Source organism: Pedobacter suwonensis, assembly GCF_900111825.1.
GTDB classification, from domain to species: Bacteria; Bacteroidota; Bacteroidia; order Sphingobacteriales; family Sphingobacteriaceae; genus Pedobacter; species Pedobacter suwonensis.
Window position 1 is genome coordinate 96,471 of sequence record NZ_FOJM01000016.1, and the last position, 21,042, is coordinate 117,512.

Below are 21,042 nucleotides of genomic sequence, written 5' to 3' on the forward strand. Positions count from 1 at the left end.
GAGCTTTAGTCTTTAAGCTTTAAACTTTAAGCTTTAAAAAATGAAACTTTTCACTTCCGTACATGATGTTCCGAGCATCAAACAATTTGTAAATGATGCATTGGCATTAAAAGCCAACCCTTATGGACATCAGCATTTAGGTAAGAACAAAACCCTGGGTTTGGTTTTTATGAACCCCAGCTTACGTACGCGTTTAAGCACGCAAAAAGCAGCCTTAAATTTAGGGATGAATGTGATGGTGATGAACCTGGATAAAGAGGGCTGGGCATTGGAGACACAGGATGGTGTGGTGATGAATGGTTCTACAGTAGAACATATTCGTGAGGCTGCTGCGGTTATGGGACAATATTGTGATATTTTGGGCTTGCGTTCTTTTCCGAAACTGAATAACCGCGAGGAAGATTATAGTGAAGATTTTTTTAACAAGTTTGTAAAATACTGTGCTGTGCCGGTAGTGAGCCTGGAGAGTGCAACACGCCACCCTTTGCAGAGTTTTGCTGATATCATTACCATTCATGAAACCTGGACAAAGAAACCTGACGGCCGAAAACCCAAGGTAGTTTTAGCATGGGCACCTCATGTAAAGGCTTTGCCCCAAGCCGTTCCTAATTCTTTTGCCGAGTGGATGTGTAAAGCGCAGGCAGAAGGAATGATCGATTTTACGATTGCGCAGCCAGAAGGTTATGAACTTGCCGAAGATTTCACACCAGGTGCAAAGATTGAATACAATTTAGAAGAAGCCCTGGTTGGTGCCGATTATGTGTATGTGAAAAACTGGAGCAGCTACAAAGAATACGGAAAGGTTTTAACTTATCCGGACGGCTGGATGATGAATAACGAAAAGTTAAAAATCACCAACGATGCAAAGGTGATGCATTGCTTACCTGTGCGTCGTGATCTGGAATTATCGTCAGAAATTTTGGATGGTCCAAACTCATTGGTAATTCATGAGGCGGGAAACCGCCTATGGGCAGCACAAGCTGTGATTAAAGCCGTGCTGGAAGAATTATAATCATAATTTTGAACTGGATTAACCACAGATAAAAAGGATGAACACAGATACTTTTATATTTATAATCAGTTTATCTGTTCAAATCTGTAGTTAAACTACTAAAATATATTAAAGCCTCGATTCGTGTGCTCACGAACCGAAATCATTAAAATAAAAATTAGGGTAGTTCGTGTATACATGAACCACGGCGAACGTACATGATGAAGCAACTTACAATCATAAAAATAGGTGGAAACGTAATCGACAATTCAGAAAACCTGCATCGGTTTCTACTGGATTTTACGGCATTGCCGGGAGATAAAATTTTAGTGCATGGCGGGGGGAAAATTGCAACTGAACTAGGAGAATCGCTAGGCATTGAAGCCAAAATGGTTGAAGGCAGAAGAATTACCGATATCGAAACCCTCCGCATTGTAACGATGGTTTATGCCGGACTAATCAATAAAAATATGGTTGCCCAATTGCAGGCCAAGGGTAGCAATGCCATCGGGTTAAGCGGTGCTGATGGCAATGTGATCAAAGCAAAAAAGCGCCCGGTGAGTACCAAAACTTATGGCGCTGAAAGTGGGCCGATGGCTGGAGCGGTAATTGATTACGGTTTTGTTGGTGATCTGGATGAAAATTCTGTGTCTGCAAAAACTTTAGATAGTTTGCTGAATGCCGGTTTGGTGCCGGTTTTATGTGCGATTACACATGATGGCGATACGCAACTTTTAAATACCAATGCCGATACTATTGCTTCGTCTGTAGCGGTGGCGATGTCAGCCTTATACGAAACACAATTGGTATACTGCTTTGAGAAAAAAGGAGTATTAAAGGATGTGAATGATGATGCCACTGTGGTACGGGAAATTAAGGCAGACGAGTTTGAGGGGCTAAAGGCTGATGGAACGGTAGCCGGTGGGATGATTCCAAAACTGCACAATGCTTTTGAAGCCATTAAAAAGGGTGTTTCTGCCGTCTATATTGGAAAAGCTGATGAACTTGCTGAATTGGCTACAGGTACTTTCGGTACCAAAATGCTGAAATAAGGCGGAAACTAGTAAGTTGAAGGCGGGGCGTTGAGGTATTGCATGGAAATTAACCGATAATATGCTGTGATTGCCCTATAAACCTGATAGTAGCGAACACGGAGTGCAACGAAGTAAAGCGAATAGCAGGAAATGCCGTTAAATAGCCTTACTGAAATTGCTTTACAAAAAATGAAAAAGCTGTATTAACAATCTGAAACAAACCATAATCAACCATGAATAAAAAAATAGCCATCATTGGTAGCGGGAACATCGGTTTATCCTTAGCGAAAGGTTTGGTTAAAGCCAGCTTTGCCCAGGCTGCCGACATTACACTTACCCGTAGAAATACCGACCATTTAAAGTCTTTTGCCGAAGCCGGCTTTAAAGTTAGTAACAATAATAAACAAGCTGTGGTTGATGCAGAGGTGGTAATCCTTGCCGTTCTGCCCCAACAGTTAAACACGGTTTTAGACGAAATTCAAACTTCAATTGTTCAGGCGAAGCATTTAGTTATTTCGGTAATTTCAGGTGTGAGCTGTGCGGCTGTGAGGGAAAAATTAGGAGAGGGTGTTGAAGTGGTGCGCGTAATGCCAAATACAGCAATCGCGATCGGTCAATCTATGACTTGCATGGCGAGCGATAATGCATCAGCAGAAAATATGACTGAAGTAACCAAAATGTTCGAAACTGTTGGGGCTGTTGTGAAGATTAACGAAGATTTAATGACTTCTGCAACAGCACTTTGTGCTTGCGGTATTGCTTTTTTCTTAAGGGCCATAAGGGCTGCATCGCAAGGTGGTGTTGAAATTGGTTTTCATGCAGATGAAGCTTTAAAAATGGCTGTTCAGACCGCCAAAGGTGCAGCCGATTTGCTTTTATTACATGGAACACACCCGGAATCAGAAATAGATAAAGTAACTTCGCCGAAAGGTTGTACCATTGCCGGCTTAAATGAGATGGAACATAATGGTTTTAGTTCATCGTTGATAAAAGGCATTAAACTTTCGGCTTTAAAAGCTGGGAATTTATATAATAAAGAGAGCTAAAAGCTGAAAGACCAAAACTTAAAGCGAAGTAAAAGTATTGCTTGATACTTGATACTATATACTTGATACTATGTTTTTAGAAAATATACAAAAGGAAAGCCTGGAATTATTGCGACAATTGATTCGCATCCAGTCTTTTAGTAAAGAAGAAGACCGGACTGCTAATTTAATAGCCCAGTTTTTAGAAGAGAGAGGGGTTAAGACCCAGCGGAAGATGAATAATGTTTGGGCCTACAACAAGCATTTTGATGCCAATAAGCCGACTTTATTGTTAAACTCACACCACGATACGGTTAAACCAAATTCGGGTTATACCCGTGATCCATATGACGCCGCAATAGAGGGGGATAAGCTTTTTGGCCTGGGAAGTAATGACGCTGGCGGTTGTTTGGTTTCGTTAATCGGAACATTTTTGTATTACTACGAGCAGGAAAATTTAAAATATAACATCTGTTTGGCCGCCACAGCCGAGGAAGAAATCTCAGGCAATAATGGCCTGGAACTGGTACTGCCTGATTTAGGTGAGCTTGAATTTGGTATTGTAGGCGAACCAACAGAAATGAATTTAGCTATCGCTGAGCGCGGTTTGCTTGTGTTGGATTGTGTATCGCACGGAAAGGCCGGACATGCAGCGCGGGAAGAAGGGGAGAATGCCATTTATAAGGCATTAAAAGATATCGAATGGTTCAGGAATTATCAGTTTCCTAAAGTGTCGGAAGTTTTTGGCCCGCTGAAAATGACTGTGACGATTATTAACGCGGGTTCACAGCATAATGTGGTGCCGGCCAATTGTACTTTTACAGTTGACGTACGCGTAACCGATGCGTATACCAATGAAGAAGTGTTAGAAATTATCCGCGCAAATGTAGATTGTGATGTCACTCCACGGTCTATCCGTTTAAAGCCTTCATCTATTGATAAAAACCATCCTGTTGTGCAGGCTGGGGTAGCATTGGGCAGAACCACTTATGGCTCACCTACTACTTCCGATCAGGCTTTACTGGATATTCCATCGGTAAAATGTGGCCCCGGTTTTTCGGGTCGCTCACACATGGCCGATGAATTTTTGTTTGTTAGAGAAGTTGCAGAAGGGGTAGAGGGATATATAAATATGTTAAAACCAGTTGTTCAAGGTTTAGGGTAGAGGGTTTTAAGGTGTAAGGCTTTATACTTAACTTAAATATCGAATGCCTTATGTTCTCTGTGGAAAACTCGGTATACGCTGTGGTAAAATGGCTGTTGCTTTGTGCTTTGCGAACAACTTAGAACCCTTTGCGGTTAAATGAAAAAGCTTTAAATAATGTTTATATTTGGGATATGAACACCTATGCTAATTTTATCGAAATTAATGCAGATAAACGGTTTGGTAGGCCATGTATAATCGGGACTAGAATTGCTGTTTATGATGTTTTAAACTGGTTTGCGAACGGAATGACCCTCGAACAGATTTTGGAAGATTTTGATGAATTGACCGAAGCGCAGGTTTTAGCCTGTTTGGCCTATGCTGCCGATCGGGAACATAAAATACGCGTTGCCTAGTGAAATTACTATTTGATCAGAATATTTCTTTCCGAATTATTAAGCTTAGTCAGTTAGCTTTCCCGCAGAGTGAACAGATTAGGAAATTAAATCTGAAGAATAAATCGGATAAAGAGATCTGGACATTTGCTGGCCAAAATGGCTTTACGATTGTTACTTTTGATGCCGATTTCTATGAGTTTTCTAATTTGTATGGACACCCTCCGAAAATAATTTGGCTCAGAACGGGCAACAACACAACGCTATCGATATCACATATACTTCTAACAAAAAAAGAATTAATAATAGAATTTATAAAACAAGCAGAATTTTCTTGTTTAGAAATTCAATAAAACTCAGCATGCTTTGCGAAAAGCCTTAGCGCTCTTTGCGGTTAAATAAATTAAAATGAAAATTTGGCAAAAAAATATTGATGTAAATCAGTTTGTAGAACGTTTCACTGTAGGTAAAGACCGTGAGCTTGATCTGCAAATGGCAAAATTTGATGTACTGGGTTCACTGGCGCATACTGAAATGTTGGAAACGATAAATTTGCTTACCGCAGAAGAGTTAAAAACCGTTCAGCAGGAATTGAAAAATATTTACGCTGAGATTGAAGCGGGTAACTTTACGATTGAAGATACGGTGGAAGATGTACACTCGCAGGTAGAATGGTTGCTCACACAACGCATAGGCGAAGCAGGTAAAAAAATCCATAGTGGCCGTTCACGTAATGATCAGGTTTTGGTCGATTTAAAGCTGTTTTTCCGTGCCTGTATTGAAGATATGGTTAACCAGACGGCTAAGTTGTTTAATCAGTTAATCAGGCTGAGCAATACGCATAAAGATAAATTATTGCCAGGTTATACGCATTTACAGATTGCTATGCCTTCCTCATTTGGCTTATGGTTTGGTGCTTATGCCGAAAGCCTTGCCGATGATATGGAACTGATGCTGGCTGCCTGGAAAATCACCAATAAAAATCCATTAGGCTCTGCAGCAGGTTACGGCTCATCATTCCCATTAAACAGAACATTAACTACCCAACTGTTGGGTTTTGAAAGCCTAAACTATAATGTGGTTTATGCACAAATGGGGCGTGGTAAAACCGAAAGAATCCTGGCGCAGGCCATGAGCGCTGTTGCCGCAACGCTGGCAAAAATGGCTATGGATGTTTGCCTCTTCATTAACCAGAATTTCGGCTTTATTAGTTTTCCGCCTGAATTGACAACAGGTTCGAGCATTATGCCACACAAAAAGAATCCTGATGTTTTCGAGCTGATCCGTTCGCGCTGTAATAAAATTCAGGCTTTGCCAAATGAAATTGCGATGATGATTACCAATCTGCCATCAGGCTATCACCGCGATTTACAACTATTAAAAGAAAATCTTTTCCCTGCCATTACTTCGCTTAATGAGTGTCTGGAAATCGCCACCTTTATGTTTCAGAACATTACCATAAAGGATGATATTTTAAAAGATAAAAAATACGATTACCTGTTTAGTGTTGAAGTGGTTAATGACCTTGCGTTAAAAGGCGTGCCATTTAGAGAAGCTTATAAAATAGTTGGCGAGCAAATTGAAAGTGGTACATTTGCCCCATCTAGCCAGATACATCATACACACGAAGGAAGCATCGGTAACCTTTGCAATGAGCAGATTTCGGCAGCAATGCAGGATGTTCTGTCTCAGTTTGGTTTTGAAAAAGTGAATAAAGCGATTGAAGATTTGGTTAAATAATTTTGCTAATTTTGTAATTATGACAACTTTAACAATAGAAATTAAGGATAAAGATGCAGGTTTCGTAAAAGAGTTCCTTAGTAAAATCGGAGCAAAAGTTAAGTCTGAACCAGCAAGTCAGATAACTACTGAGATTTCGCAGGCCTTAAAAGAGATTAAGGAAATGCAGCAGGGGCAACGGAAGCCTTTGAGTTTAAAAGATATTTAATGGCTAATGCAATTATCTATTCGGCTGTTTTTATAAAAAAAGCCAAAATCTATAAAAAGAAATATCTTTCTTTAGTTGAAGATCTTTATGAACTTGAAGAGAAACTTCTGGAGAATCCGCAACTGGGGAATGATCTAGGTGCAGGCCTGTATAAAATCAGACTGGCTATAAAAAGCAAAGGAAAAGGTAAAAGCGGTGGATTTAGAGTAATAACTTATTTAGTCGCCAATATATCTACGGGTACAGTTATCAATATGTTAACCCTTTATGATAAATCGGAAGAAAGTAGTATTGATAAAAAGGAACTCCAAAAATTAATAAAAGCATTATAAATTGCGATCAACCGCAATTCAAAATACAACTACATGAAAGTTTCAGTAATAGCCAATTCATTAATTGGATCAGAAATTATAAAAATTGGTAACGAAGTTAACGAAATGAAGCGCAAAGGTGCATCTATCGCTAACCTGACCATTGGCGATTTTGATTCAAATATTTATCCAATCCCAGCTGAGTTAAAAGCGGGAATTGTGGAAGCTTATAATGCCAACCAAACCAATTATCCACCTGCAGATGGTGTTTTGCAATTACGAGAAACCGTTTCTGAATTATTAAAAGACAGATTTGGATTAGCGTATAATGCCAATAGCATTTTAGTTTCAGGCGGTTCGCGGCCTTTAATTTATGCTACTTTTCTGGCATTGATTGATCCGGGTGATACTGTAGTGTTTCCTGCACCATCATGGAACAATAACCACTACTGCCATTTAACGTCGGCAAATGCCATTGCAGTTGAAACCGACGCAGCGCATAACTTTATGCCAACTGCGGCACAGTTAAAACCGCATTTAAAAGGGGCAACATTATTGGCCCTTTGTTCGCCTTTAAACCCAACGGGTACCATGTTTGATGCTAATGCCCTGGCTGAGATTTGTGATGCTGTTTTAGGGGAAAATGCAACAAGGGGAGCAGACGAAAAGCCGCTTTACCTGATGTACGATCAGATTTATTCTCTTTTAACTTTTGATAAAGAACATGTAAATCCGGTTTCGCTACGCCCGGAAATGAAACCGTTTACCATTTTTGTAGATGGTAGTTCTAAATGCCTTGCTGCCACAGGTGTACGCGTAGGTTGGGGCTTTGGTCCGGAAGATATTGTAAACCGCATGAAAGCATTGGTCGGTCACATGGGCGCCTGGGCGCCCAAAGCAGAGCAGGTTGCAATGTCTAACTATTTTAACGATAAGCCCCAGGTTGATGCTTTTTTAACCAGTTTTAAAGCACAGATCCAGGATAGTTTAAATGCACTCTACAATGGTTTTAATGATTTAAAGGCTGAAGGTTTTAATGTAGACGCAGTAGAACCTATGGGCGCCATTTATCTGACCATTAAAATAGATTATATTGGTAAAACAACCGAAGATGGTCAGCTTTTAAAAGATAGTGCAGATGTTAACTTTTATTTAATTAAAGAAGCCGGAGCTGCTCTGGTGCCGTTCTCTGCATTTGGAAATGAGCATAGTATGCCATGGTTCCGGGCATCAGTAGGGGCTTGTACTTTACAGGATATAAAAGACATGCTGCCTAGAATAAAACTGGCATTAAGCAAATTGAAATAGAGAATCTGAACACTCCATCAAACAAATTGAATGATGGAGTGTTCAGATAAAAATCTCATTTCGCGCTTATATGGAACCAAAATACACGCCTCAGGGTTACGCTTCTACCTCAGCTATTCTTACTACACTTGCCATTGGTATATTGGCATCACTCATTCTTCCGGTTTTCTACATTATCCTCGGAAGGCTTATTCCCAATATTTGGTTCATTGCCATTATTGCTTTTCTTTTAGGTCTGGGTTTAGGGTTTTTTATTGATCTTGGGGTTAAGATCGGAAAACTCAGAAATAAAAAAATCGTTACCATTATTGCTATCTTTTGCGGGTTATTTGCCTTTTATATTCAATGGGTGTTGTTTGATACTTTAGCCTATAGTAGGAAAGGTTTTACTTTTAACCTGAATGGCAATGATTTGAAGTTTTTAGCTCAAGACTTCTTTTTCCTTTTTACGCATCCCCATATTTTGGTCCAGGAAATTGTTAATATGAATGAAATAGGTACATTCCGCATTGAAAGCATAGGTATCATTAGCGGCTTATTATTGTGGGTGATTTGGGCGGGTGAATTTATCGTTATTCTTGGGGGTGCAATATTTGGCGTTTTAAATGGTCAGGTCATTCATCCCTACTCTGAAATTAATGACAACTGGATGAAAAGGCGAAAAATTACCCATCGCATTCCACTGGTAGAAAATAAAGAAACAATTGTAGAAGCATTAAATCAGCGAAATTTTACGGTTTTACAGGATCAGCCTTCATTAATAAATGCAACTGATTATTCCGAAGTACTGATTTTTGAATCCACCGGCGATCCAACCAAGTACATCAGCGTGATAAATGTATCAAACCCTACAGGAAAGGCGAAAGATAAAAAACTAAAAAGCATACTGAAATTTTATCCTCTCGAGAACGCTAACATTTAATTAAAAAAATCTGAACTTTTTGATCATGCACACTCAATTAATAGAGTGAACTTAAAAAAAATCAGAAGATATATTCAAGAAGCTGTCGTCACCCTGAACCGAGCCTTAGTGAACTCACCGAAGGTAATTTATTTCAGGGTCTATGCCGCGGATAAAGGATGCTGAAATAAATTCAGCATGACGTTTAGGTTCTGAATAGTACCACGATTAATCATAGCATGTATGTGTTAATCAAGCTCTGGTTTATTAGAAAATCCCATTTCAAATTTAAAATCAGATTTCTTTTGTTGGAAAAGACCTAAAAAACCTCGCAGGTTTGAACCAGCGAGGTTAAATTAGATTTTAGACTAAGAACTCCCAACTCAAAACTAATCCTCCCTGCTTCCATCATCCGCCATTCTTACCATTTTAGGCTCGAATTTGGCCACTACATCAACCAGTTCGGTTTGGGCCGCCATTACTTTATGGATGTCTTTATAAGCCATTGGGGCTTCGTCAAGTCCTGCTCCAATTAAGGTCACGTTGTGGTCTTTCAAAATGGCTTTCATGTCCGATTTGGTGATCGATTGGATCGCTTTCGTCCTGCTCATTTGTCTGCCGGCACCATGTGATGCCGAATTGATTGCGCTGGTTTCACCTTTACCTCTAACCAGAAATCCTGGAGCGGTCATACTTCCCGGTATAATCCCCATTACACCTTTACCAGCAGGCGTAGCGCCTTTACGGTGAACAATTACTTCCTCGCCATTGATCAACTCCTTCCAGGCAAAATTATGGTGGTTTTCTACCTTGGCTAAAACTTTAGCACCAATGGCTTTGGTTAATCTTTTATGAATCACCTCATGACAGGCCGAAGCATAATCACCAGCTAAGTTCATGGCAATCCAGTACTCTTGCCCTTCGGCGGTATTCAGGTCTAAATAAGCCAGGTTTGCGGCCTCTTTAGGGAGTTTGCAAATCTCTTTAGCCAGTTTGGTATAATGACCGGCGATGGTAGCGCCCAAACCACGTGAACCAGAGTGGGTTAACAAAGCTACATAACGACCTTTATCAATATTTAAAACTTCGTCGCGGTCGGCAAAATCAATAATTCCCCATTCTACAAAATGGTTACCCCCGCCCGATGTACCCAATTGTGCCCAGGCTTTCCCATGTAAATTTTTCAGAAAAGTGGTTGAGTTGAAAGCTTCGTGATCCAATACTTCGTGTTCGGCTCTTTCCAAACCCCTAAACTCTCTGCCTGCTCCGAATTTAGTAAAAGCAATCAGTTCCCGTTTGTACATGGCATCTTTACCGAAATAATGTTTTTCCGGAATATCAAAAATGCTCAGGGCCATTCGGCAGCCAATATCAACACCTACACCATAAGGAATAATGGCATTTTTTGTAGCCAGTACACCACCTATAGGCAAACCATAACCTTGATGTGCGTCGGGCATTAAAGCACCTGCTACCGATACCGGTAATTTCATGGCAATATCCATTTGGTTTCTGGCACCTTCTTCAATATAATCAGAACCAAATACCGCGTAGGGTCTGGCATGGTTTACCAGTTCAATGGTTTCGTCTTTTGGTATATTGGCCTCCTCAATCATCGCTGTAGCCAATGGTTTTAAAACCGGATCATCCAAAAAACTTTCCGGGTAATCTTTAACTTTTTTAAATAAAGCCAGTAATTCTTTTTCTTCTGTATCTGTGAAATTTGCCTTCAAAATCTCCAAGGCCAGGCCTAGTATTTTCCCTTCGGAATAACCTATTTCGATCAGGTTGCTTCCTGTTATGTTGTTTTTCATTTTTATAATTTTAGTTCATTCCTAGAAATTTTAAATCATCTTCATCAAAAATACATTGCACCACATGTAATGAAAATGAATTAAAATAATTGATGAAACTTGCATATTGTTCATTATTCGGTTGAAGTCGCTTAAGACCAAACTCATCTTTGTTCAATGAGAAGTGTCTTTGAAATATATCTTTTGCTCTAGATTTTATTTCATTTTGAGTATCAGAACTGACGATAGTTCCCTGATGGGCAATTACATTTCTTAAAATTGAAATCAATTCGAAAAAATCTCCCCATTTGGTGGCTAAATCGATATTCATTTTACGCTCTAGAAATGAAGTAACATTAGATGATTTGCTTCTTAAAAATTGAATAATATGTCTATTGTTCTTTGTGTCTACTTTCAAATTATGATTTAATAAGTAAGTTTTTATATCAATATTTAATTTATCAGTGGCTTTTTTACTTCCTACCGCATGCTTATTTTCCATGAAATATCTAATATGGATTGCTTGTAGGATAAAATTTTCTAAAGCATTGTATATTTTCAAAGTTGCAAGGTTAGATATCCAAGAAATAAAATCATTCTTGTCAATTTCAAGATTATCTGTTTTAATTAAGCGACTTATTTTGTGTCCTTTCAAATGTCCATCTTCATGCTTAGAACTATATTCATACACATAGAATCCAGCTTCGTATAATCCAACTTGAGTTGGATTGTTCGCTTTATAATTATTTATTGAAGTCTGTAAAAATGATTTCCAAAAACTCAAATCAGTATCTGTTGTAAAAACAGTGTTTTTATATATTTCAAATGCATTTAATATTCTATTATCGCTCTTAACTTTATATTCTTCCATTGTTTTCTTTTAATCCCCGGCAGGTAACATTCACCTAACCGAGGGGTTTCTAAATTTAATTTATTTCACGAAGATTTGCTTCAATTGATCCACAATTTGGCCGCTACCCGATAAGCTGATGTTATTGATCTTTTCTGCGATTTTCTCCACATATTCCATCTCCTTCAACTTATACAGCATCGAATTTTCTTCCATTAATTTAGCTGTATTTAGCAAACTTCTGGTCGAAGCCGTTTCTTCTCTCCTGGTAATGATATTGGCTTGCGCTCTTTTCTCAGCAATTAATACCTGGTTCATAATCTCCTTCACATCGCCTGGCAAAATAATATCTTTAACACCGCAGTTAATTAATTTTACACCCAAATCGGTTGCTTTAGCTAAAGTTAAATCCATTACTTGTGCGGCAATTCTCTCTTTGCCTTCCATCAACTCATCAAAGGTCATTAAGCTAACTGATTCCCGTAAGGCCAATTGCATCGTAATATACAATTGCTTATCAAAATCTTTGTTTTCCAATAAGGCTTTGATAATGTCATCAACTTGATATTGAATGCTGAAGTTTACCCTCAATTGTGCTTTATCCTTAGTTAAGATCTCTTGTCCGATAATCTCCATATTCAATTGCCTCATATCGGTTTTTAAAACTTGAATCGTAGTGGCATTTTTCCAGTAAACATAATTTCCTGCTTCCATTACCCTTTCAAATTTGCCATCAATAAATAACAAGGCTTTTTCGAAAGACTCCACTTTGAAAGCCCTGATATAATTTAATAAAGGTGCTTTCTCTAACAAATTTTTATCAACCGTCTCATCAATGTTGATGTTACTAATATCAACTATAACAAAGTGATAGGCAGACAAACCTTTCCAGATGGCATGTTTGCCCGCAGTTAACGCACTTTTGAAATTTCCATTTCTGTAAACCAATACCAACTCATTATCGGCTACATCTACTACATGCACCAGGTTAGTAAAATCAGTGTTTGTTAACAGTACTTCTAGTTCTGCAAGGGTGAAAAAATACTCTTTTCCCATATCGAACAAAGTGATATCTTCTCCAAAACCTAACCAGTAGGTTCCTGCAGTTAATACGTTTTTTAATTTTCCTCTTTTAAACACCAATCCAACATCATTGGTGTTAATGGTTACTCTTTTCATGTTTTTTGATGTTAAGATTTATAATTATTTAATTGTTTTGCTTACAAAGCCTTGTAAAAGCACATTCATCTGGTTTTTGCGGAAATAAATTGAATCCTGATGTGTTTAAGAGTGAAATTATTTTTTCAGTTAGCTGAAATCCGGGGATTGATTCTAACGTTTAAATAACCTGACTTTTAAATCAGTTCGTTTATCGTTTTATTTTCAAAGCAAAAGCAAATTTGCCTTTCAGGAACATAAAAGAGCCATTAAGCAGAATGTGGTTTTACAAGGTAGTTTTTTGAGTAATTTGAAAAGTTACCCTTCTTTTTTTGTTTTGGATTTTGAGCCCTAAACGCTTACCAATTAGCTATTCCAACACCTTGGAAGCAGGATTCGAACCTGCATATTTGGTTGTTACTCTAACCCCTGAGTTATTCCGGATTGCTCCGGAAGTGGGATTCGAACCCACGACACACAACGTGTTAAGACAAAAACCAGCACAATCCTGACCAGTACATTCCATGCTATCGCACGAATACTTTGGGGATATACAGAAACCCTCAACTGCGATCAGTGTTATGTAGTATTGCCATTCCGGTTATTACCGGAATTTCTTTATAGGTAATGATTTACTTAAACTATTTAATTGCTGCCCTTAACCCTGTTCCGCAGATCCGGAACAGGGGGCTTCGTAATAAAGCGCTACTCAGAAAACGAGCAGCGCCGTGAGAGCGCGTATTCTAAAGCAGTTTAATTTCTTGTAAATCAGTTATTATTATTGATTTTTTTCAAAGAACTTCATTATCGACCGGCGACATGACAAAGATGCCACCATCCCTGCGCGGAGGAATTACGCAGTAAATAAAATTTTAATGAATTTTAATCAAAATATTGTTTGTCAGTATTTTAAAATTTATTTTTGATAGTTTTCATATTTTAAGCATCCAATTGCGCAATTGTATTGCGCAGTTATCGGTAACTTAGTTATCTTTAACCGAAGCATAAACACCAGATTTTTTAACCACGCTAATTACCTCAAAATGGCCATCAATAAATTAGCCCTTATTCGTTACAAAACTATCGATGACTGTCTGAGAAACCGCTTTCGCAAATGGACCCTAGATGATCTGATTGAAAAGGTCGCCGAAACGCTGTACGAACTGGAAGGCATAACCAGCGGCGTGAGCAAACGCACCATCCAGGCAGATATTCAGTTGATGAGGAGTGATAAACTGGGTTATAACGCACCTATTGTGGTAAAAGACAGGCGGTTTTATGCTTATGAAGACCCCGGTTTTAGTATTACAAAAACACCGATCAACCATGCTGATGTTGATAAAATGAAAGAAATTGTCGGGGTGCTGAAGCAGTTTAATGCTTTCAATTACTTCGACGAGATGAGCGATATGATTGCCCGTTTGGAGAATAACCTTTATAAATCGACCAAACAGAGCGGAAACAACATTCAGCTGGAAAGTAATAAGCTGGTGAAGGGCCTGGAATGTATTCCGCCGCTTTATCAGGCGGTTCTAAATAAACGGTCATTGCTGATTGAATATAAATCGTTTAAGGCACAACAGGCACAGCAAGGCATTTATTTCCCCTACCTGTTAAAAGAATACCGTAACCGCTGGTTTTTGATCTGTAAGGCAAAAAAGCGGCCCGGAATATTAAATTTAGCACTCGACAGGATAGTTGAATTTCAGGAATTACCAAACGAACCGTTTATTGCTTATGAAGGAGTGGATTTTGACCGTTATTATGACGATTTAATCGGGGTAACCAAAAGTGAGAGAGACCGGCCACAAAAAGTGATTCTGGAATTTACGAACGATCATGCACCCTATGTCGTTACCAAACCTTTGCATACCTCGCAGGTGGTATTGAACAAAACTGATAAAACTACCGTTTTCAGGATTGATGTAGTGCTGAATTATGAACTGGAGCGCGAAATACTGGGTTTTGGCGAATGTGTTAAAGTGCGTTCACCAAGGCTGCTGATTGCTAAAATTAAGCGTCGTTTAGAACAGACCTACAAACAATATGAAATAGCAGAAGAAAAAAAAGAATCGAAGACTTGAGGATTGTAATTTAGTTAAACGTTTTAGTGATTGGGTTTTTATCTGTATTTTAAGGGCTTAATAACCAAATATGAGCAGAACCAAATATATCTTATCTATCTTGATGGCTTGTTCTTTGAGCATATCCGCACAGCAAGCTACTCCTCAATGGCGACCCAATTATCATTTTACCGCACCAACTAATTGGCTTAATGATCCTAATGGATTAATTTATCTCAATGGCGAATACCATTTGTATTACCAGTATAATCCCTTCGAAAATAAATGGGGGCATATGAGTTGGGGGCATGCAAAAAGCAAAGACCTGGTTAATTGGGAACACCTGCCCGTTGCAATTCCAGAAAAAATAACCAAAGACACCACCACCATGATTTTTTCTGGTTCGGCGGTTCTGGATAAACAAAATGTGAGTGGTTTAGGCAAGGATAAAGCACCTATTCTGGCCTTTTATACGGCTGATTTACCTAAACAGCATAACGAATCGCAGTATATGGCCTATAGCAACGATGACGGTTTAACGTTTACCGATTATACAAAAAATCCAATTATCGATTTAAATAAAAAAGATTTTCGCGATCCGAATGTATGGTGGCACGACGCTTCTAAGCAATGGATCATGACGGTTGCGATGGTTGATGAGCACCAGGTTAGGTTTTATGGCTCAAAAAACCTGAAAGACTGGGCCATACTGAGCGATTTTGGTAAACAAGGTAATCAGGGCAGCGGATGGGAATGTCCTTTTATTGTTCCGCTGGCGGTAGATGGAAATAAGAACAATACAAAGTGGGTACTCATGATCTCGTTGTTTGGTCCAAAAGGACCTACCATGCAATATTTTGTGGGCGATTTTGATGGCAAAATCTTTAAAAATGATAATGACGGTCAGTTAACGCTACTGGTGGATGATGGCGATTCATTTTATGCAGCTATTCCCTGGAACAATGCACCAAATGATAAACGCATCTTATTGGGTTGGTTGCAACCGGGAGGTAAGGAAACCTTTCCATGGAAAGGGCAGATGTCTATTCCGAGGGATTTAACTTTAAAAACTATGCCCGATGGCGTAAGATTGTTTCAGCAGCCGAGTTCGGTTATTGCAAACAATCTTAGAAAACTGGCTCAAAACCGGGTTATTTCCAAACAAAATCTGGTTGTTAGCGGCGAATTGAAACTGGGTGAAATTATTAATGCAAACTGGATTGAAGCAGAATTTGATTTGAGTAATGCTAAAAATTCAGGTTTTAAGCTGGCCCAGTTAAAAAATGGACAAGGGAAAGTGATTAAAGAAATTGAAGTAGGTTATCGGGCCGACAAAAATGAGCTTTATGTAGATTGTTCGCGTTCAGAAAAAGGTATTAAAAACGATAAAAATATCATTCAAACGGCTAAAATAAATCCTATTAATGGTAAAGTGAAAATTCAGATCCTGATTGATAAATCATCACTCGAAGTTTTTGGAAATGGTGGTGAAAAGGTTATTTCTACCATGATTTTCCCGGATGAAAAGGCTACTGGAATTACAGCATTTTCAAAAGATGGAAAAAGTGCGCTGAGTAGTTTAAAAATATGGGATTTGAGTAAGAAATAGTTGAAATCGTCATTATAAGGAGGAACGACGAAGCAATCTTTCAAGCTAACGATTGTTCCCATAACGATTGCTTCGTCGGCTGAAAAGCCTTCTCGCAATGACGGAAGTATATTATACATAAAAACCTTTTCTAAAAACTTAGAAAAGGTTTTTTGCCTTTATAGACTTCCGACTTTAAGATTTAAATTCACTTGTTTTATGAAATTCGATATCCGGATAATCCTGTTTGGTTAAATTAATCATATATTCACTATCTGCCAGATAAACAGGATTGGCTTCTTTATCAAAGCCGATGTGCTGTTGCTTGCGTTTTACAAACTCATCCAATTTCTTTCTATCGGTAGAAGTTACCCAGCTCGAACGGGTATAACTTAACGTACGGAAACGGCATTTAGCTCCATATTCATGCTCTAAACGGAAGTTGATTACCTCAAACTGAAGTTCACCTACTGCGCCAATTACTTTCCGGTTTCCGGGCTGCATCACAAATAATTGTGCTACCCCTTCGTCAGTTAATTGTTCAATTCCTTTTTCCAGCTGTTTGGTGCGCATCGGATCCATATTCTCTACCTCTTTAAAAATAGAAGGAGAGAAACTTGGAATTCCTTTAAACTGTAGTTTTTCACCTTCAGTTAAAGTATCGCCAATTTTAAAGTTTCCGCTATCATACAAACCCACTACATCACCTGGCCAGGCTTCTTCTACAATGCTTTTCTCGTTGGCCATAAAATCCATCGGGTTAGAGAATTTTAGTTTTTTATCCTGACGGGTATGGTAATAGAATTTATTGCGTTCAAATTTACCGGAGCAGATCCTCAAAAATGCAATCCGATCGCGGTGTTTAGGGTCTAAGTTTGCGTGTATTTTAAATACAAAACCACTAAAGTTTTTTTCTTCTACCAGTACATCACGTTCTTCAGCTTCACGGTGACGAGGACTAGGAGCGATATCAATAAAGGTATCTAAAAGCTCTTTAATCCCGAAATTATTAATTGCACTGCCAAAAAATACAGGCGCAACTAAACCATCGGTATATAAATCTTTATCAATTTTGCCGTAAATACCATCAACCAATTCAACATCATCTTTCAGCGTGTTGATTTCATTTTCTTTGAGGTAATCCAGGAGCGAGGTATCGTTCAGGTCATTAACGGCAATAACCGAATCGGTTACCTTGGTTTTATCCGAGTTAAATAAATTTAAATGCTTGTTATAAATGCTGTAAACCCCTTTAAAGGTATGTCCCTGTCCAATAGGCCAGGAAAGCGGGCAAAGGCTGATGTTTAGTTTCTCTTCAATTTCATCCAGTAAATCATAAGCTTCTTTACCTTCACGGTCCATTTTATTGATGAAGATAATTACAGGCGTATTCCGCATGCGGCAAACCGACATGAGCTTTTCTGTCTGTTCCTCCACACCCTTAACACAATCAACTACTAAAATCACGCTATCCACAGCAGATAAAGTACGGTAGGTATCTTCGGCGAAATCTTTGTGACCCGGAGTGTCCAGAATATTAATACGCTTACCGCTGTATTCGAAACCCATTACCGAAGTTGCAACCGAGATACCCCTTTGCTTTTCAATTTCCATAAAATCGGAGGTATTGCTCTGGTTGGCCTTATTTCTTTTTACTGCACCAGCGGTGTTGATGGCACCACCAAAAAGCAGAAATTTTTCTGTCAGTGTGGTTTTACCGGCATCGGGGTGACTAATAATGGCAAAGGTTTTACGTTTTTCTATTTCAGGGTTAAGCATAATAAAATTTTGGGTATAAGAGATGATGAAACCTTATTAAAGGAATTTAACAGCGATAAGATTTGAATATTGTTGTTTCATCAGGCTGCAAAGATAGGGAATTTGGTTAACTGTTTTAAGTGGTTAATTGTTTAATTGAAAACTGATTGCAATTTTTAAGATTGAAAAGCAGTGGCAGTGGTTCTTTTGTTATTACAGCCCTGCCATACACTATAGCTCCGCTTGTAGAAATCGGAGGCTGCCGTTCCTGTCCAGGTTTATATTGCTTCTGGGGCAGTTCTATCAAGGCTTTTGGGTTCGCCAATTCAGAAATTATTGCTTAATTAAAGGTTTAGACCAAAAATATCAACTTAAAATTAAAATTTCTCACCAATGATTCTTTAGTTTTGTGCTAAAATGTTTAGCTTTATTTATCCTCCCTGTTTAGCAAACTAAAATTTTATTGCAGATGCCTACATTAGAAGAAACTTCTATGCCCGCTGAGATCGCGGCTAAATTTGTGAATTATACCTCTAAACACGTTTTTTTAACCGGAAAAGCGGGAACAGGTAAAACGACCTTTTTGCGGAAACTGATTCAGCTTACGCATAAAAAAGCGATTATTTGTGCGCCAACAGGTATAGCGGCGATTAATGCTGCCGGGGTTACGATCCATTCTCTTTTTCAGCTGCCTTTTGGTGCTTTTTTCCCTGATGCAGCCGGAAATATTATCAATCAGCAGATTAGCTTCAACTTTAATACACCACGTACCCTGGCCAAGCATTTAAATATGCAGGGCAATAAAAGGCGCCTGATTCAGGAACTGGAACTGTTGGTAATTGATGAGGTAAGTATGCTGAGGGCGGATATGCTTGATGCCATTGATTTTGCCCTGCGCTACATCAGGAGGAGTAAAAATGTACCGTTTGGGGGCGTACAGCTTTTATTTATTGGTGATTTACACCAGTTGCCGCCTGTGGTTAAACATGACGAATGGCGGGTAATGGCCGGATTTTATAAGAGTATTTATTTTTTTGATGCGCTGGCATTGCAAGATAATCCACCGGTATATATCGAGCTGGATAAAATTTACCGCCAGGATGATGCTGTTTTTATTGACCTGTTGAATAACTTGCGGAATAACCAGATTACCCCGCAGGACACGGCATTATTGCAACAGCATTTTATCCGTGATTTTAAGCCGGCAGCAGATGACAATTACATCACCTTAACGACGCATAATCATAAGGCTGATGGCATTAACCGCGAAAGGTTAACTCAACTGAAAACGAAATCGTATTTTTTTGAAGCCAGGATAACAGGCGAATTTAATGAACATGCTTATCCTAATGATAGGAGCCTGGAACTGAAAGTTGGTGCGCAGATTATGTTTATCAAAAACGATATGACCGCCGAAAAACGCTATTACAATGGGAAAATAGGAGTGGTGCACCACATTGAAAAAGATCTGGTAGAAATTGAATTGCAAGAAGATAAAACGGTAATCCAGATTTCGCCTTATACCTGGGAAAACGTAAAATATAAACTGAACGAGGCCACGAATGAAATTGAAGAAAATGTAGCAGGTTCCTTTGTGCAATATCCAATTAAACTGGCCTGGGCCATTACGGTGCATAAAAGTCAGGGTTTAACCTTTGATAAAGCCATTATTGATATTGGTGACGCTTTTGCCCCGGGGCAGGCTTATGTGGCGCTTTCACGCCTTCGCTCGCTTAAGGGGTTGGTGTTAACGTCGCACCTGCGCGAAAGCGGTTTGCAGCAAGACCAGAACATCCATTATTTTTCTAAAACCAAACAGCCTACAGAAGTACTCGACCAGCAGATCAGTGCTGAGAGCTATGATTTTATCAGGACTTATCTGTTATCAGCTTTCGATCTGAATATGGCACGCTATTATTTTAAGGAACACATGCAAACTTTTGATAAGAGTGAGGCTAAATCGACCAAACAGCGCTATGATGATTGGACGATGGATCTGTATAAAGATTTCCAGAAAATCACTGCAACGGCTGATACTTTTGTAAACCAGCTTAAAAACTTGTTTGCCCAACAAACCGAGCATACATTGTTCAATGTGTCCAAGCGGGTACAGGCCGCGGTAAAATATTTCAGTCCGCTGATTAAGGAGGTGTCAGATAAATTCCTAGCCCAAATTGAAGCCATAAAAGAAGAAAAACAGATTAAAACTTACCTGACTGAACTGCTTGAACTGGAAATTGTGATTTATGAACAGCTGAAGAAAATTCATAAAAGCAAAGCATTGCTGGAAGCCATTATTGATGGAAAAGAGTTTAGTAAGGCCGATACCGATGCACTTTTAAATGCGGTAGAAAGAGAGGCGCAATTAAAAAAGGCGATTACGCTTAAAGGCATGGCGCTAAAAGTAAGAACTGCTACAGAGAAAAAAAAGAAAGAGCCGAAGCCCGATACCAAGCTGATTAGTTTTGAATTATACAATGCGGGCAAAACGTTAGATGAAATTGCAAAGGAGCGGGGCTTATCGGTTGGTACTATTGAAGGCCATTTGGCATATTATGTTTCTACACAGCAACTGGATGTAACGAAGTTGGTTAAGGCCAATAAAATCCGCAATATTACAGATGCCGTTGAAAGCCAGAAAACAAAATCGATGGCTACCATCAGGGAGTTTTTAGGCAAAGATTACTCTTTCGGCGAGATAAAAATGGTACTGGCGTCGCTGTTCCCAACAGAAGAATAATCTATTGACCGCAAAGAACGCGAAGAAAAGAAACG

Annotated in this window: 18 protein-coding genes; 14 read left to right on the forward strand and 4 right to left on the reverse strand. The window is 38.9% G+C overall.

Annotated elements, in window-relative coordinates; genetic code table 11:
- Positions 1–40: 40 nt before the first annotated feature.
- The 11 genes from BM107_RS19365 to BM107_RS19415 all read left to right on the forward strand — a co-directional run bounded on the left by BM107_RS19365 (position 41) and on the right by BM107_RS19415 (position 9,078).
- Complete coding sequence (locus BM107_RS19365) at positions 41–1,012, forward strand: Rossmann-fold NAD(P)-binding domain-containing protein (protein ID WP_090986385.1); 972 nt, start codon at positions 41–43, stop codon at positions 1,010–1,012.
- A gap of 200 nt (positions 1,013–1,212) precedes the next feature.
- Positions 1,213–2,043, forward strand: a complete 831-nt coding sequence (argB, locus tag BM107_RS19370) for an acetylglutamate kinase (protein WP_208864425.1) — start codon at positions 1,213–1,215, stop codon at positions 2,041–2,043.
- A gap of 215 nt (positions 2,044–2,258) precedes the next feature.
- On the forward strand, positions 2,259–3,071 hold the full coding sequence (gene proC, locus BM107_RS19375; protein WP_090986389.1) for a pyrroline-5-carboxylate reductase: 813 nt from the start codon (positions 2,259–2,261) through the stop codon (positions 3,069–3,071).
- A gap of 70 nt (positions 3,072–3,141) precedes the next feature.
- Entirely contained in the window at positions 3,142–4,215 is a 1,074-nt protein-coding gene (locus BM107_RS19380) for a M20 family metallo-hydrolase (protein WP_090986391.1), read from the forward strand.
- A gap of 173 nt (positions 4,216–4,388) precedes the next feature.
- Positions 4,389–4,610: a DUF433 domain-containing protein gene (locus BM107_RS19385; RefSeq protein WP_090765191.1), complete on the forward strand. Its 222-nt coding sequence runs from the start codon at positions 4,389–4,391 to the stop codon at positions 4,608–4,610.
- Positions 4,610–4,942 carry a DUF5615 family PIN-like protein gene (locus BM107_RS19390; protein WP_090986394.1) on the forward strand — a complete coding sequence of 111 codons (333 nt, stop codon included), beginning with the start codon at positions 4,610–4,612 and terminating at the stop codon, positions 4,940–4,942. Before BM107_RS19385 ends, BM107_RS19390 begins: the two co-directional genes overlap by 1 nt.
- Before the next feature lie 55 nt (positions 4,943–4,997).
- Positions 4,998–6,329: an argininosuccinate lyase gene (gene argH, locus BM107_RS19395; RefSeq protein ID WP_090986396.1), complete on the forward strand. Its 1,332-nt coding sequence runs from the start codon at positions 4,998–5,000 to the stop codon at positions 6,327–6,329.
- Positions 6,330–6,348: 19 nt separating this feature from the next.
- A complete protein-coding gene (locus BM107_RS19400) occupies positions 6,349–6,537 on the forward strand; it encodes a hypothetical protein (RefSeq protein WP_134204204.1) in 189 nt (62 codons plus the stop codon).
- Positions 6,537–6,869 (forward strand): type II toxin-antitoxin system RelE/ParE family toxin, encoded by a 333-nt coding sequence (locus BM107_RS19405; RefSeq protein WP_090986401.1) that lies wholly within the window; start codon positions 6,537–6,539, stop codon positions 6,867–6,869. The genes BM107_RS19400 and BM107_RS19405 overlap by 1 nt, the downstream gene beginning before the upstream one ends.
- Before the next feature lie 33 nt (positions 6,870–6,902).
- Entirely contained in the window at positions 6,903–8,156 is a 1,254-nt protein-coding gene (locus tag BM107_RS19410; protein ID WP_090986403.1) for a pyridoxal phosphate-dependent aminotransferase, read from the forward strand.
- A gap of 70 nt (positions 8,157–8,226) precedes the next feature.
- Positions 8,227–9,078, forward strand: a complete 852-nt coding sequence (locus BM107_RS19415; protein WP_090986405.1) for a hypothetical protein — start codon at positions 8,227–8,229, stop codon at positions 9,076–9,078.
- A 368-nt stretch (positions 9,079–9,446) separates the two neighbouring features.
- On the opposite strand, the gene BM107_RS19420 is transcribed toward BM107_RS19415, so the two are convergent.
- Genes BM107_RS19420 through BM107_RS19430 form a run of 3 tightly spaced genes read right to left on the reverse strand, consistent with a single transcriptional unit; the run spans position 9,447 to position 12,879 of the window.
- On the reverse strand, positions 9,447–10,871 hold the full coding sequence (locus tag BM107_RS19420) for an RtcB family protein (RefSeq protein ID WP_090986407.1): 1,425 nt from the start codon (positions 10,869–10,871) through the stop codon (positions 9,447–9,449).
- 10 nt (positions 10,872–10,881) lie between these two features.
- Positions 10,882–11,721 carry a hypothetical protein gene (locus BM107_RS19425; RefSeq protein ID WP_090986409.1) on the reverse strand — a complete coding sequence of 280 codons (840 nt, stop codon included), beginning with the start codon at positions 11,719–11,721 and terminating at the stop codon, positions 10,882–10,884.
- A gap of 60 nt (positions 11,722–11,781) precedes the next feature.
- Positions 11,782–12,879 carry a slipin family protein gene (locus tag BM107_RS19430; RefSeq protein ID WP_090986411.1) on the reverse strand — a complete coding sequence of 366 codons (1,098 nt, stop codon included), beginning with the start codon at positions 12,877–12,879 and terminating at the stop codon, positions 11,782–11,784.
- A gap of 1,022 nt (positions 12,880–13,901) precedes the next feature.
- Between BM107_RS19430 and BM107_RS19435 the strand changes: the two genes are divergently transcribed.
- Positions 13,902–14,942, forward strand: coding sequence for a helix-turn-helix transcriptional regulator (locus BM107_RS19435; RefSeq protein ID WP_090986413.1), 1,041 nt, complete (start codon positions 13,902–13,904; stop codon positions 14,940–14,942).
- 70 nt (positions 14,943–15,012) lie between these two features.
- Entirely contained in the window at positions 15,013–16,530 is a 1,518-nt protein-coding gene (locus BM107_RS19440; protein WP_090986415.1) for a glycoside hydrolase family 32 protein, read from the forward strand.
- Between the two features lie 174 nt (positions 16,531–16,704).
- On the opposite strand, the gene BM107_RS19445 is transcribed toward BM107_RS19440, so the two are convergent.
- Positions 16,705–18,288: a peptide chain release factor 3 gene (locus BM107_RS19445; RefSeq protein WP_090986418.1), complete on the reverse strand. Its 1,584-nt coding sequence runs from the start codon at positions 18,286–18,288 to the stop codon at positions 16,705–16,707.
- 448 nt (positions 18,289–18,736) lie between these two features.
- Between BM107_RS19445 and BM107_RS19455 the strand changes: the two genes are divergently transcribed.
- Complete coding sequence (locus BM107_RS19455; protein ID WP_090986422.1) at positions 18,737–21,007, forward strand: helix-turn-helix domain-containing protein; 2,271 nt, start codon at positions 18,737–18,739, stop codon at positions 21,005–21,007.
- The last annotated feature ends 35 nt before the right edge of the window (positions 21,008–21,042 follow it).

Excerpts from the sequence above, each read along its gene's own strand:
- BM107_RS19365 (WP_090986385.1), top strand. The coding sequence starts at position 41 with ATGAAACTTTTCACTTCCGTACATGATGTTCCGAGCATCAAACAATTT.
- argB (WP_208864425.1), top strand. The coding sequence starts at position 1,213 with ATGAAGCAACTTACAATCATAAAAATAGGTGGAAACGTAATCGACAAT.
- proC (WP_090986389.1), top strand. The coding sequence starts at position 2,259 with ATGAATAAAAAAATAGCCATCATTGGTAGCGGGAACATCGGTTTATCC.
- BM107_RS19380 (WP_090986391.1), top strand. The coding sequence starts at position 3,142 with ATGTTTTTAGAAAATATACAAAAGGAAAGCCTGGAATTATTGCGACAA.
- BM107_RS19385 (WP_090765191.1), top strand. The coding sequence starts at position 4,389 with ATGAACACCTATGCTAATTTTATCGAAATTAATGCAGATAAACGGTTT.
- argH (WP_090986396.1), top strand. The coding sequence starts at position 4,998 with ATGAAAATTTGGCAAAAAAATATTGATGTAAATCAGTTTGTAGAACGT.
- BM107_RS19400 (WP_134204204.1), top strand. The coding sequence starts at position 6,349 with ATGACAACTTTAACAATAGAAATTAAGGATAAAGATGCAGGTTTCGTA.
- BM107_RS19405 (WP_090986401.1), top strand. The coding sequence starts at position 6,537 with ATGGCTAATGCAATTATCTATTCGGCTGTTTTTATAAAAAAAGCCAAA.
- BM107_RS19410 (WP_090986403.1), top strand. The coding sequence starts at position 6,903 with ATGAAAGTTTCAGTAATAGCCAATTCATTAATTGGATCAGAAATTATA.
- BM107_RS19415 (WP_090986405.1), top strand. The coding sequence starts at position 8,227 with ATGGAACCAAAATACACGCCTCAGGGTTACGCTTCTACCTCAGCTATT.
- BM107_RS19420 (WP_090986407.1), bottom strand. The coding sequence starts at position 10,871 with ATGAAAAACAACATAACAGGAAGCAACCTGATCGAAATAGGTTATTCC.
- BM107_RS19425 (WP_090986409.1), bottom strand. The coding sequence starts at position 11,721 with ATGGAAGAATATAAAGTTAAGAGCGATAATAGAATATTAAATGCATTT.
- BM107_RS19430 (WP_090986411.1), bottom strand. The coding sequence starts at position 12,879 with ATGAAAAGAGTAACCATTAACACCAATGATGTTGGATTGGTGTTTAAA.
- BM107_RS19435 (WP_090986413.1), top strand. The coding sequence starts at position 13,902 with ATGGCCATCAATAAATTAGCCCTTATTCGTTACAAAACTATCGATGAC.
- BM107_RS19440 (WP_090986415.1), top strand. The coding sequence starts at position 15,013 with ATGAGCAGAACCAAATATATCTTATCTATCTTGATGGCTTGTTCTTTG.
- BM107_RS19445 (WP_090986418.1), bottom strand. The coding sequence starts at position 18,288 with ATGCTTAACCCTGAAATAGAAAAACGTAAAACCTTTGCCATTATTAGT.
- BM107_RS19455 (WP_090986422.1), top strand. The coding sequence starts at position 18,737 with ATGCCTACATTAGAAGAAACTTCTATGCCCGCTGAGATCGCGGCTAAA.